Here is a 14,406-nt window from a genome sequence, read left to right as displayed (position 1 = left end):
AACGATTCCGGACACACATTTTGTCGCTTAACCCGATAAAGCTTGAAATAAAGCCCGGTCCGGTCATGGTGCGTTTTTGAACGCCGGAGGGCCATGGCCGAAAGGTCGGGGAGCCACAGCAGATGTTCTTCCTTGGGCGATTCATGAAGAACCTGCGTATAGCGCGATATTGCACCGACAGAGCGTAAGTGTTTTATCAGACGACGGTCAGCATCATTCTCCGTGTGCCTTTGTCGTTTTTCCATCACGACAAGCCGGGTTCCAGGGTAATTCTGCTGGACGGCTACTAACAACGCCTTTAAGCAATCATCACGCGCTTGAGCAACCGACACCTCATTTTCCTCACCTATTTGAGTCAAGTCCTTTTTGTAGGCAAAAATATGTTGGTCGCCGACATCATTGCAGTATGTGAGCAGCCCCTCAGCCTTTTGCCGCCCCTCGGCACTCTGCAATGCTTCCGTAGTGTGCCAGTATCCTCCATCAACAATCTCACGTATGTCCTCTCGAGTGGCATCCAAGAACCTGGCACTAATTAGGACCCCGCAAATCAAATAAAAGGAACGGCCGAGGTTTTCTTCTGGCCGGTTATATGTTTCATCCACATAGAGGACGTAATGATCCTCATTGAGGTTTCTGTAGGCAGCCTCGAGGGCACGTTTCTCCACGGGACATCCTTGTTATCTTACTTCTAGATTTATTGGCTAGATAGCCTACAGGCAGTGCAAGTTGTCCAATGTCACGCTTTTCTGTCATTTCCTAGCTCGCTCAGTTGCCTTGCGATACACGACCAATCGGACACCCGCTTAATTAAAGTAAGGACAATCACAGCACCAAACGCCGTTGCCCCGCCCACCGGGTTGGTGAGCGGGGCAACGGCGTTTCGAGGAAGGCGCCTTCATTGAAGGCGTTGGGCTACCGAATTACTTCTTCGGCTGTGCCTTCTCCTCCTTGGAAGAGCCGGCGTAGGTCTTGCCGGAAGAACCCTTCAGTTCCAGGTCCTTCACGGAAGAGCCACCACCTGGGGTGCAGTTGTCGTAGATGATCGTGCCGGCGAGGATGCCAGCGGCGATCAGAGCCAGACCACCGGCGACCGTCGCAATGTCGGTGCCGTACTGCCCCAGCTGCTTGTTCAGACCCTCAACCTGTGCAGCGAGCTGCGGGTTGAAGATGCCCAGCTGCTGCTGCAGCTGCGTGTTGGCGTTCTGGATCTGTGCGTTCGCCTGTGCGGCGAAATCGGACAGACCCGGGATCTCGATCTGGGTTGCCAGACCAAGCGGCAGCAGTGCGATCAGCGGCAGACCGAACCCGACAGAGGTTGCGACACACTTGCCGGTGTCGATGGTTTCACCGATCTGGATCTTGAAGCGGTGGATCTCCTTGCCGTCTTCCTTAACGACGACCCAAGCCTCGCCGGCCGGGGTGCCCTTCGGGACGGAGACAATGATGTTGCCATCCTTGTCAATGGTGACCTTGGCGCCCTTGATCAGGTTGCCATCCTTATCGACGAGCTCACCCGTCAGTTCACCCTTCTTGTCAGAGTTACCCTGATCAACCTTGCCAACGTTCTGGCCCTTGCCGTTCGGCGTGACCGTGCTCTTGCCCGGGGAGACAGTGGTCTTGTCGTCGGACGCGCCGGAACCGTTGTCGTCGCGACCCTTCTTGTGGCCGTTGACGTCGATTTCGACCTCGGTCTTGCCGCCGTCCAGGTCCGGATCCTCGATGGTTACCGTGATCGGACCATCAACATCCTTGCCCGGGGTGACAACGATCTCGCCGGTGTTCGGATCGATTTCGACAGGGACGTCCTTGCCGTCCTCATCCTTCGCGGAGACCTTGGTGTCATTGTCCGGGTTGGTCACCTTGACACCGGTGCCCTGCTTCTCATCCGTCGGATCGACAGACTTCTTGTCGTTCTGATCAACCGTGGTCTTGCCGGAGGCGTCGGAACCGTTGTCGTCGCGGCCCTTCTCGTGGCCGTTGACCGGAACCTCGAACTCAGCCTTGCTGTTCGGCAGGTCTGGGTCTTCGATGGTCACCGTGATCGGTCCGTCAACGTTCTTGCCCGGGGTGACGACAACGTTGCCGTTCTCGTCGATCTCTACCGGGACGTCGTTGCCGTCCTCGTCCTTGGCCGTGACCTTGGTGTCATTGTCCGGGTTGGTGACCTTGATGCCGGTGTCCTGCTGCTCGTCGGTCGGGTCCACCGGGGTGATGTTGGAACCATCAACCTTGGTGCCGTCCTCGTTGGCAGGATCCGAACCGTTGTCGTCGCGGTTCTTCTCGTGGCCGTTGACGTCGATCTCGACCTCGACCTTGCTGTTAGGCAGGTCTGGGTCTTCGATGGTCACGTTGATCGGACCGTCGACGTCCTCACCCGGGGTGACCTCAACTTCACCAGTCTCCGGATTGATTACGACAGGAATATCCTTGCCGTCTTCATCCTTCGCGGTGACCTTGGTCTCGTCGTCTTCATTCTCGACGATGACGCCAGTGCCCTGCTTCTCATCCGTCGGATCAACTGGGGTCTTGCCAGTCTCGTCGACGGTGGTCTTGTCGTCGGAAGCGTCGGAACCGTTGTCGTCCTGGTTCTTCTCGTGGCCGTTGACCGGAACCTCGATCTCGGCCTTGCCGCCAGGCAGGTCAGGATCGGTGATGGTCACGTCGATCGGGCCATCAACGTTCTCACCCGGGGTGACGATGACGTTGCCGTCCTCGTCGATCTCAGCCGGGACGTCGTTGCCGTCCTCATCCTTAGCAGTGACCTTGGTGTCGTCATCCGGGTTGGTGACCTTGATACCGGTGTCCTGCGGATCGTTGGTCGGATCAACCGGAGTGACGTTGGAGCTATCAACGGTGGTCTTGTCGGAACCGTTGTCGTCCTTGCCCTTCTCGTGGCCGTCGACCGGAACCTCAACCTTGACCTCGCCATCCGGCAGATCAGGATCGGTGATAGTCACGTCGATCGGGCCATCAACGTCTTCACCCGGGGTGACAACAACGTTGCCGTTCTCATCGATCTCAACCGGGACGTCATTGCCGTCCTCATCCTTGGCCGTGACCTTGGTCTCGTCATCCGGGTTGGTGACCTTGATACCGGTGTCCTGCTGCTCGTCGTTCGGCTCGACGGTGTTCACGTTGGAGTCGTCGACAGTGGTCGGGTTCTTTTTAACCTTGACCTTGACATCAACGGTGTCCTTGGAGCCGTCCGGGTAGGTGACCTCGACCGGAACGGTGTACTCGCCCGGCTCGACGTCGGTGCCCGGGGTCACGGTGATCTCACCGGTCTCCGGATCAACAGTTGCCCAGTCCGGACCGTTCTCGCCCTTGGTGAACTCGGTGCCCTCCGGAAGTGGCTTACCGTCGGTGTCCGTCGGCGCAGGGATGGTCTTCTTCTCACCCTGCTTGACGGTGGTGCCGTCGCCGTAGGTCGGGTCGTGGACGTCGCTGTCCTTGTCGGAGACGGTCACGACCGCATCGACGTTGTCCTTGGAGCCGTCCGGGTAGGTCACAACGACAGGGACGGTGATCTCGTCGCCCTTGTCAGCGTCCTTTGGAACGGTGACGGTGACCTTGCCGGTCTCCTCGTCAATCTCAACGCCCTCCGGAGCGTCCTTACCCAGGGTGTACTTAGTGCCCTCTGGTGCCGAAGTCTCGGAGTCCTTGCCGTCGTTGTCCTTCTTGGTAAAGGTCGGATCGATCTCTACCTTCTGGCCCGGCTTCTGGGAAGTCTCGTCGTACTTCGGCTCGTAGACGGAGGACTGCTTGTAGCTACCCGGATCCTTCGGGTTGGTGCCGTCCTTCTTCTCCTGATCGTCCGGGACACCGTCGCCGTCGTCGTCGTTGTCGTCGACGTCCGGGGTGCCGTCGTTGTCAGAGTCGAGCAGCACGGTTGCAGGCTCAGCCGGCTCGGAGGAGCCGTCCTTGTAGGTCACGGTGACTGGCACGGTGAACTTCTCAACGGTGTTCTCGTCCAGCTCCTTCGGAGCCTTCACCGTCATCACACCGGTGTTCTCGTCGACCTCGACCTCGTAGCCCTGCTCGAGTGCCTTTTGGAACTCGTCCCAGGCAGCCTTGTCCTCGTCGGAGGCATCCTCAGGCAGCTCGGTCGGAATGGTGTACTTCGCGCCGTCGATCGTGCCGAGGCGGCTGCCGTCCTTGTGCTTCAGCTCCGGGGTGAGCTGGGTTTCTTCACCCGGGACAGCTGGGACCTCGCCGTACTTCACGTCGTAAACGTCAGTCTCGTCGACCTGGTAGATGATCGTGGCAATGACCTCGTCGACAGAGTCGTCCTCGTAAACGACCTTCACCGGGATCTTCACAGCACCCTGGTCACGCAGAACCTGCTCGTAGTTCTTCTCACCGTTGTTATCCCACGGGATGAACGTGATCTGGCCACGGTTTCGGTCGTTGACACCACGGTCAATGCTGAAATCGCCCGGGTTCTTCACATTGCGACGACCCTCGACGTCCTTCCAGCCTTCCGGAAGATCCTTCGGGTCAACGATGAATGCTTCACCCTTCGGCTTCAACGGCATGTCGCGGAGGCGAACCTCGTTGCCGTCTTCGTCGGTGAACTGAACGTCGATGTCGGCGCTCTTCCAGCTGCCGCTCTTCGGGAACTTGTAGTAGGTGGTCGGGTACTCCGGCTCGTAGAGCGTGGAGAAGCCACGGTAGGTCACCGTCGCATCGTCGATGTACTCATCTTCGTACACCGGAATCGGCTCACCGTTTTCGTCGCGCTTCGGCTCACCGTTCTCGTCGAGCTCGTAGACCGGCTGCTTGGTTTCCGGATCGATCTTCGGGTACTCGCCGCGAACATCGATCTTGTAGCGGGAGCCGTCTTCCGGCTTGAACTCCGGATCGAACGTCATGTCCAGGTTCTTCTCGTCGAGCGTGATCTTGTACTCGCTCTCGTCGAGCTGGCGCTCTTCGTAGACCTGGTTGCCGTCCTTGTCCTTGACCAGGCCGCCGTCCTTGTCCTTCTTCGGGACGAACTCGGTCACGGTGTAGCTCGGCTTACGCGGGGCATCCTGCGTGCCGATGTTCGGCAACGTCACCGGATCCTCAGACGGGATGGAAGCAACGTCATCCCACTGCGGCTTTTCGACGACAACGATGAAGGAGTCAACCGAAATGTCACGAGCGCCCTCACCGTTGGTCAGTGCGACATAGAAGAACTCGCCGTCAGTAGCATCCTTCGGAACCTCGAAGGTCTCGCAACCCTGCATGTCAGAAGCGGTCTCGATGACGCCACACTTCTTCAGCACCTTGCCGGAGGAGTTGCGCCACTCAACGGTGGCACCAACCGGCATCTTGCCCTTGAGCTCAGCCTGAGCAACATCGCCACGACGAGCCGGGTTAGCGGTGTTGTCGTAGTTGGTGATGTTGATCTTGGCATCGTTTGCAGCCACCAACGCGAAGTTCACGTTGTTGAAACGGCTGTAACGGAACGCGTTGTTGTGCGATGGGTCCACAGTCGGGGACCACTGCAGGTTGTAGCGCGGGTCCTGGAACACCGGCTGCGTCCAGGTGGAGTAACCCGGAACGACAACGCCGTCCTTGTCCTCAACCCACATGTAGAGGTGCTTCTGGAACTGGTCCATAGCAGCGCCCGTGTATGCGTTGGAGCCGAAGACATCATCCGGGAAGCGCAGGGTGTACTCGCCATCCTCGTTCGGCTCACCGAATACGGTGCCCGCGACGTACTGCGGGTGGTCTTCAACCCACTTCTTCGTGGCATCTGCGCGCTCGAAGTACTGGAGTCCCTCAATGAAGGAGTCGTACTCCTGGGCACCATCTGCCGTCAGCGCGGTAGCGAAGACCTTGTAGCCCGCCTCGCCGCGAGCTGGGTCGTTGCCAGCCGAACCAGCACCGGTGAACAGCTGGCTCTCATTACCGTTTTCCAGCCAGACCTTGCCCGAAACCGTGCGCTTGAAGTTCGGATCACGGTGGGTCGTCGGTTTGTCGATGCGACCGAGCGTGTCGTGAATCAGCTGGGCCTTGTGGTTGTTCGGGTCGTTCTGCGGACGGTTCTCATCCTGAATGTCGTAGGCTTCGCCACCGACCTTCATGAAGTTGTTCGCCGAATCATCCTGAGCGTACGGACGCTCGTACATCCACACACCGGTGCGCTGGACGTTACCGTTCGTGCCGGCGCTGCCTGGGAACTCACCCAGAGCTTCACCGGAGCCGCGGCCGAATGCGCCCGGGGCCATGCCCGGAGCCTGACGCAGCGGGATCAGCTCATTGCCGGTCTCCGGGTCGTTCGCCGGGTCTGCCCACACCTGGTAGCGCTGGTTGAACTGAGCACGGAAGCGGTGCTTCTTGCCCTTCGCGTCAATCCACTCCGGGACAGCAAACGCGTAACGGCCACCGAAATCGTTGCTGGTCTTCGCGGAGTACACCGGGGAGACTGCACCGTCAGAGTCCATCCACTGGAAGTAGACGTTGATCTCATCCGCAAGCGGCTCCATGCCGGAGTAGGTCGCGGTCAGCTGTGCACCCGGACGCGGGGTGGCAATCATGGCGCGACCAGAGACGACGTCCTTACCTGCGCCAGCGATAGCGGACAGGTGAGACAGCGTGGTGGTCTGGCCAGAGGCGATGGCATCAACGTTGTAGGAGCCATCGTCTTGGCGCACCGGCTGGGTTGCACCAGCCTTACCGCCGTTACCCCAGTAGACGTGGCGCCAAGCGGTGCCGTCGATCTTCTGCGGATCCGGGTTCCAGCCATCACCCTGCGGGTTCTGGTTGTGGGTGCTATTGGCATCACCCAACATGTCCGCGTTTTCATCTACGAACTCACCGGCTTCTGCAGCAAATGCTGCTGCAGCGGTATGCGGTGCTGCCACAGGCTGCGCAAACGGCGCAACGAGGGCGAAAGACAGCGCGGCCGCGGCTACGGATGTGCCACGACGGCGTGCAATGTGACTTTTCTTCACTGAATTCCCTCCAAAAAGTCTTAACGTCAGAGTTCTACGACCCCGACAAGCGAATTGAGCACACTTCAGGCAGGGCCTATGCGGTCTACCGTAAAGAAAATGACAGGAGGCGGCAATGCTTTTCAGACATTAAGGACAGCTGTCAGTCTTTAACCGTCATTAGATAACACTTGACCATAAAACCCCTGGCCAGTAGTTATATACCAGTGTCCAAAAATACCTAAGGGCAACCTAAGTGCACGCACAGGCACGCATATTAGGCTCCATGGACGCGCGTCCAGTAGATTCACTAAAGATAAAGACTTTTAGGGGTTTGATTTGGCGACGTGCCGTTTTTATGGTGAGAAAAACGTAAGCATTTTAGCCCTACCCCACAACGGGGGTATATAGTGACGTATTTCTAGTCATCCGTCCAACACGAAAAGCGCCCGCAGCGGGGTTTCCCACCACGGGCGCATGTCGCTTCAAGGGTCTGCCAAGCGCTAGAACGGCAGCTTGAACTGCTCTCCGTTCTTGTACCACCAACCGAACAAGGCGGTCAGTGCGCCGAGGATTACCAACACAACTGCGGCGATGACGCCACCGTTTGCAGAGGATCCGTCGGACTCGTTGTCCACCGACGCCTTGGTTTCCGCCGGGCCGCGGGTCTCAGTCACCGGTGCGAGCGCTGGCTTCGGGCGCGGGGTCACCGTGACGGTCGGCTTCGGCGCAGGCTTCGGTGTAGTCCAGCACCGTGATCTGGAAGGTCTCGTTGAGACGGCCTTGTTGGCCTGGTTGCGTACCGTCACCTCAATTGGAGTCTTGGCGCCGCTGACGCCGGAGAGGTCGTTGAGCGGGACCGCAAGGTTAGCGGCGAGGTTTTCCTCGTTCAGGATGCCAGCAAGATCGATTGATTTCCCGACGGTCTGCCCGTTGCCCCAGCGTGCCTCCACCTTGAAGGTGTGCGCGTCAAAACCCTGGTTTTCCACACGGACGTTCAACGCGTTGTTGGGGTGGTTGAGGGCAATGCCGTTGCCGGCGTCGCGGTTAAGCGAAAGCCCTGCTTCATGGTTGTGCTCAGCCGCAGCGAGTATTGCGAGTTCGTAGGCGCTGATGTCCTCGTGCACTAGTTCGGGCTTCTTATTCGGCAGGCCGATGATGCCGGCAGCCTTGCCAATGTGGCTAGAGCGCAACGTCAGATTGTCCCAATCCGCAGGAATGACGGACTTGCCCACGAAGCAGTTGGTGCCGGAAAGATTAGCCGGGTAGGGCGTATAAAGGTGCGTGCCGGAATCCATCGCAAACTTGTGCCCAGGGATGCAATCGCCCGTCTGCTGCCCGGCCGGGTAATGCTTCAGCAGTGCCCTTAGCGACGAAGTAACTCTCGCCCCGAGCCCCACCTCGTTGGTGTTGATGCAATTCGGGTTGGTGTCGACTACAGAAAACTAGGTTTAGAAAGCTAATCGCCCCGCCCACCATGTGGTGAGCGGGGCGATTGCTAGCGCTTGTCTTCAGCCTACGAGAGGCTCAAGACGTAACTACTTCGTCGGCTTCTCCTCCTTGGAGGAACCAGCGTAGGTCTTGCCGGAAGAACCCTTCAGCTCCAGGTCCTTCACGGAAGAGCCACCACCGTTCGGGGAGCAGTTGTCGTAGATGATCGTGCCGGCGAGGATGCCAGCGGCGATCAGCGCCAGACCACCTGCAACCGTTGCGAGGTCGGTGCCGTACTGGCCCAGCTTCGCGTTGATTGCATCCACCTGGGAAGCGACCTGCGGGTTGAAGATACCCATCTGCTGCTGGATCTGGGTGTTGAAGTTCTGGATCTGAGCATTCGCCTGAGCAGCGAAGTCGGACAGACCCGGGATCTCCAACTGGGTAGCCAGACCGATCGGGAGCAGCGCGATCAGCGGCAGACCGAAACCGACGGAGGTAGCAACACACTTGGCAGTGTCGATACCGACGGTTGCGTCGGTCTTGTTCTTGTCGCCATCTTCAGCGAGGATCTTGTCGCCCGGCTTCAGCTCGACGTCAGACGGAACCTCGATCTTCCACTTGCCGTCCTTATCGGTCGTGGTCTCAACGACCTTACCGTTCGGGAGCGTGACCTTAATGTCCTCGCCCGGACGGTCGCCCGTACCGGAGATTTCCTTGTCACCCGGCTTGATCGGGTTGACCTTCGGAGCGGTCTCGTCCTTGGTCTTGTCGCCCTCGTCGACGCCAGCCGGGTTGGTGCCACCCTCGATCTCTTCACGGTTCGTCTTACCGTCACCGTCGAAGTCGCCGTCCGGATCCAGCAGGGACTTGCCGTCCTTGCCGACCAGGTCGAAGTCAGCGGTTGCGTTGTCCTTCGAATCATTCGGGTAGGTGAACTCGACATCAACAGAAGGCTTCGCGAACGGGGTGAAGATCTTCACGAACTCATCCCAACGCTTGCCCTTCTCCTGCTTCTGGATCTCCGGCAGCTTCTCAGCGATCTTCTCGCCGACCTTCTCGTAAGACGGAGACTGCGCTTCAACAACGCCAGTCTTCGGATCGGTGGTAAACGTCCAGTCATCGGAGCCGTCGGACGGGGTACCGGTGGCCTCGGTGCCCTCCGGAGCCTTACCGTTTTCACCAAACGGATTCTTCGAAGACTCCTTCTTACCAGCCTCAACCTTCGTAGGCTCACCGTAGTTCGGATCAACGATCTTCACATCGATCCTACCGATCTTTTCGGCGTTTTCGTCTTCGCCCTTGGAGACGATGACCTTGGCATCCTGTGGGTCAGTACCCTCCGGCACCGTGACCTTGATCTCGCCAGTCTTCTTGTCGATCTCGACATTGGAGCCCGGAATCTTATTGCCGTCCTTATCGACGAGCTTGCCGGTCTCATCACCAGTCGGGTTCTCAACCTTGCCCACGGTGTGCGGCTCGTTGTTAGCCGGAACCGTGGTGTTGGTCTCCGTGACCTTAGCGTCCGGGTCGTCAACCGTGACGGTCACGTCGACGTTGTCCTTCGAACCATCCGGGTAAGTCACCTCAACCGGAACAGTGATCTTGGCACCCGGGGTCGCATCTTCCGGCACCGGAACAGTGATCTCACCGGTGTTCTCATCGACCTTCACACCGTCAGGTGCGTTCTCACCCGGGGTGAACTTCGTACCATCCGGAGCCTCGGTCGGGTTACCGTCCTTGTCCTTGAACTCAGGAGCAGGAACCGTCACATCCTCACCCGGCTTACCAGAACCATCCTCGTAACCAGGCTCGAAGGAGTCAGCGTCCTTGTCCTTAGCGTCCGGGTCGTCAACCGTGACGGTCACATCGACGTTGTCCTTCGAACCATCCGGGTAAGTCACCTCAACCGGAACAGTGATCTTGGCACCCGGGGTCGCATCTTCCGGCACCGGAACAGTGATCTCACCGGTGTTCTCATCGACCTTCACACCGTCAGGTGCGTTCTCACCCGGGGTGAACTTCGTACCATCCGGAGCCTCGGTCGGGTTACCGTCCTTGTCCTTGAACTCAGGAGCAGGAACCGTCACATCCTCACCCGGCTTACCAGAACCATCCTCGTAACCAGGCTCAAAGTGATCGTTCGCGTTCGGAACCTTCGGATTGCTGTCTTCCTTATCCGGGATGCCGTCGTTATCGTCATCCTCGTCCTCGATGTCAGGCTTACCGTCGCCATCGGTATCCAGCTTGAAGTTCGCCTTCACCTCATCGGTGGTCTCATCCGGGTAGGTCACCGTGACAGGAACATCGAACTCTTCCTTGGTGTCCTTGTTCAGCTTGGAGCCATCCGGGAATGTCACCGTGATCTCACCGTTGTTCGGATCGATCTCAACGACGTAGCCCTCAGGAGCAGTGAAACCATCAGTGATCTTGAACGTCGAACCCTTAGGAGCCTTGGCGTCCTTACCATCCTTATCAGTGAAGGTCGGGGAAGACTTGGTTTCCTTACCCGGAACAACCAGCTCGGGCTTGTACTCCGGATGGAAGGTTGCGGCATTGGTGGGGTTACCCGGCTCTAGCGGCGTTGCTGGAATCGAGCCCTTGTCCTTCGGGTTGGAGCCCTTGCCCTTCTCTTCAGCGTCCGGGACGCCGTCACCGTCATCGTCGGTGTCTTCCTTGTCAGGCACACCGTCACCGTCAGTGTCGAGCTTGAAGTTGGCCTTCGTGTTGTCCTTGGAGCCGTCCGAGTATTTCACGTTCACAGGGACATCGAACTCTTCCTCAGTGTCCTTATTTAGCTGAGGCTTGCCATTCTCATCCTTCTTAACCGTGACGGTCACAACACCGGTCTTCGGATCGATATCAACTTCGTAGCCCTCAGGAGCCTTGAAGTCCTTCGGGATCGAGAATTCGGCATCTCCAGGTACTTCGACCTTGTTACCATCTTCGTCCTTGAAAGTCGGCTCCGAGGTTGCAGGCTTCTCCGGAGTAACGAGCTTGTCTTCGTAAGATGGTTCGAGCTCTTCCGCCTGCTTCGTCTTCGTCACCTTCAACGGGACACGGTCAACGTGAGCAGCCTCAACAACCGTAGGCTCCTGGCCTTCTTCAGCAGCAGGGATGACGATATCGTAGGTTACCGTCACATTCGGGTTCTCCTGCGAAGGCGCGTTGTCACCTTCCGGGGTAACGGCAGTCGGGGTGCCGATGATCTTGCCATTCTTAGCATCAAAGTCGAGGCCTGCAGGCAAACCCTCAACCTTAATGTTCTCAGCCACTGCGCCCTTCGGAAGGCCCTGCGGCTTCACATCCTGGTCATAGGGCTTACCAACGACGCCGTCCGCAAGTGGCGTATCCGTAACCTGCAGGTCGTAGGACTTGGAGTTCTCAACCGTCGTCACAGAGGTGTCGCCAACGGTAAGTTCTGCCTCGTTGATGACAACTACCTTGTAGTCACCCGGCTTCTTTGGCGTACCAAAGATAACTCCAGTCTCCGGGTTAATCTCCATCCCCTCAGGGAGACCCTCTGCTCGGAAATTCTTGTAGGTCACACCGTCTGCCGGTTCCGGTGCAACCGATACCGCTTCTTCACCCTGCTTGTACTCTTCCCCAACGGATCCGATTGGCAGGGACTTATTGACCGCAGCAGTGAAGGCATCCGAAGCGAGCGGAGTGCGGTTACCGGTGCCGTCCTCCGCCCACAGGGTAGCGGTGTACGTGGTGGTTTCCGCAAGATCCTCCGGAACGGTGAAGTCAGCAGACGGCAGCGAGTAGTTATCTACCGGCAGATCCTTGTGCTCAGCAACAACATTGCCCGCAGGGTCAGTCCAGATAATGTCGTACTTCAAGTTGTCATGCGTGAGCATGCCGGTTGCCTTAGTGACTGCGGTGTCACCTGCTGCAGCCGTATTCAGCTGCGAATCATAGTTGACCACATCGAATTCCAGCGGCGCCGGGCTCAGAATGATGTTCATGCCACGTTGGTAGTCCTGCAGCCTATCCTCAGACTTACCAACAGCAACATTCTTACCGCCGGACCAAGTTGCCGGATCAATACCATTCATCCAACGCTGGAACTGCCAACCAGATTGCACGCCAATGTTGTTTGGCAGATCCACCGGACCGACGTACATCCAGTCCATGTTGATGTGCTTGGATTTGGAGTTGAGGTTGGCCCAGGAACCCTCAGACCAGGATTTTGCGAGTTGGTGGAATTTATCATCAGGAACAGTACCCTGACGATCACGAGCATTACCGTAGATACCCTTGAAGTAGAGCTTGTACTCGCCCTTTTCATTGGTAGTGGTGGTTACAGTCTCTGCAATCCACTCGGGGTGGTCACCCTGAATTTGCTCGCTGATCCACTCCTGCATCTTCGTCTCATCGGCAATCGTCCAGTCACGACCACGAAGATCCTTGCCACCAAAGTTCTGCTTTACGTACTCTTCGATAGCGAGGATTGCCTCATCACTCAGATACGAGCCAACAATCTCCTGTCCCCCAAGAACAAGGTCACGCTGCTCACCCTGAATGGCACCGCCACCCAGAATAGTGCCGGACTCCCTGTCCAGCGCACCATTAGGAACTGCGGAGTTCCAGAAAACAACACCACCGACGGAACCATTCAGACCGTTGCCGACATTGTCACCTTCGCCAGAAACAGCCCAATCTTCACGCGGCTGAGTAAGCTTGTAGTCGCTATTGCGGATGTAGTTGATATCGAGGTTCGAAACGCTGTAGTTGCTGTTCCACGACACCATGTGGTTGGCATCTGCCGCTGCTTGTGCCGGGGCCCAAGCACTTGCGTACTGATCCATCAGACGCAGTTCTTCTTTCTGGCCATCGGGTAGCTCAACCCATACGCGGATCTTCTCCCGCCAACCATCAAGACGTGGGTTACCGGCAATGTCCTTCAGACCAGCCGAACCAGTAGTTACGGCTGCCTCAAAAACGCGCATACGATTCAGCTCGTCAAAGAACGGCTTCATCTCGATTGCATAAGCGCCCTGCTCATTGGTCGTCGCAGTGTAGATCGGTGAGAAACGAACGTTTTTGTTTCCCTCTTTCCACTGCGCGTAAACCTTAGCCCCCTGAATTGGCTTGGAGTAATCAGCCAAGCCAGAGTTCGTTGCAGCCTGCGCAAATACCTCACGCACAGAACCCGAGATGGTAAACGGCGCATTCGCCAAACCTTCAGATTCAATGGCCGTTTCAGTGGTCTGAACCGACGCTGGCTTCTCCTGCGCAAACGCAACCGGCTGCGCCAACGGTGCAACCAACGCAAACGACAACGCAGCCGCAGCAACCGACGTGCCACGACGACGAGCAATGTAATTCTTCTTCACCGAAAATTCCTTCCTCGAAAATGACAATTTCGGTTAGACAAGCCCTGCCTGTTGTGACGCTTTTCGGACACATGCCATACAGGGCCGACATAGGCAAGGGTAAAGAAGTTGACAACAGCCCGCAATGATCATTACGTCTGCCCACAACCGCGTAGAAGATTTCTCAGGTTCTTCCAACCCGGCAGTGTCTTTTTCCATTTTTCGCTGGACAGCGTTTGCCCACGTCGTCAAAAATTGTTGACCTGTCAAAATAGATACATCTTGGAAACGTGCAATATCGAGATGCATCCCCAACCACCGCAAATGCCTATCTGCCCTGCGTTTTTGGGTGACGATTTCCCCCCCCCCAGGCACGGTACTTGGCCTCCCGATCCACTAACACCGAGAAGATCCGTGAAAAACGGGGTGAAGGTGAGATTTTCTTAGAAAAGCAGAAGTGCCTACTTTAGGGGGTGATTCGGAGTGGTGGGGTCGTCGATAAGCAAAATGCCCCAACGACAGTTGCCCCGTATCCCAACAACGGGGGTACGGGGCAACAACGCGCTAACTAGTAGCTAGAACCTACTTCTTCTCCGGAGCCGTGGTCTCCTTAGAAGAGCCAGCGTAGGTGTTGCCGGAAGAACCTTTGAGTTCGAGGTTCTTCAGGGACGAGCCGCCGTTGGGCGAGCAGTTGTCGTAAATGATCGTGCCGGCGAGGATGCCAGCGGCGATCA

The 14,406-nt window shown here is 57.5% G+C and carries 4 protein-coding genes; all 4 read right to left on the bottom strand.

The genetic code is table 11. The annotated features are described in order from the left end of the window. The coding region (locus HMPREF3048_RS07160) for a hypothetical protein (protein ID WP_070771725.1) at positions 1–665 on the bottom strand (665 nt) is incomplete at its 3' end. Positions 666–920: 255 nt separating this feature from the next. Then, complete coding sequence (locus HMPREF3048_RS07155) at positions 921–6,941, bottom strand: YPDG domain-containing protein (protein ID WP_070771724.1); 6,021 nt, start codon at positions 6,939–6,941, stop codon at positions 921–923. A gap of 482 nt (positions 6,942–7,423) precedes the next feature. Then, the gene (locus HMPREF3048_RS07150; protein ID WP_070771723.1) at positions 7,424–8,218 is read right to left on the bottom strand and encodes a hypothetical protein; all 795 of its coding nucleotides are present in this window, start codon (positions 8,216–8,218) and stop codon (positions 7,424–7,426) included. Between the two features lie 240 nt (positions 8,219–8,458). Then, positions 8,459–13,693 (bottom strand): YPDG domain-containing protein, encoded by a 5,235-nt coding sequence (locus tag HMPREF3048_RS07145; protein ID WP_070771722.1) that lies wholly within the window; start codon positions 13,691–13,693, stop codon positions 8,459–8,461. Positions 13,694–14,406: the final 713 nt, after the last annotated feature.

The sequence above is a fragment of the Corynebacterium sp. HMSC075D04 genome, assembly GCF_001815635.1.
GTDB lineage: Bacteria > Actinomycetota > Actinomycetes > Mycobacteriales > Mycobacteriaceae > Corynebacterium > Corynebacterium coyleae.
Note: the sequence above shows the minus strand (reverse complement) of the source record. Positions and strands in the feature narration are given on the sequence as shown.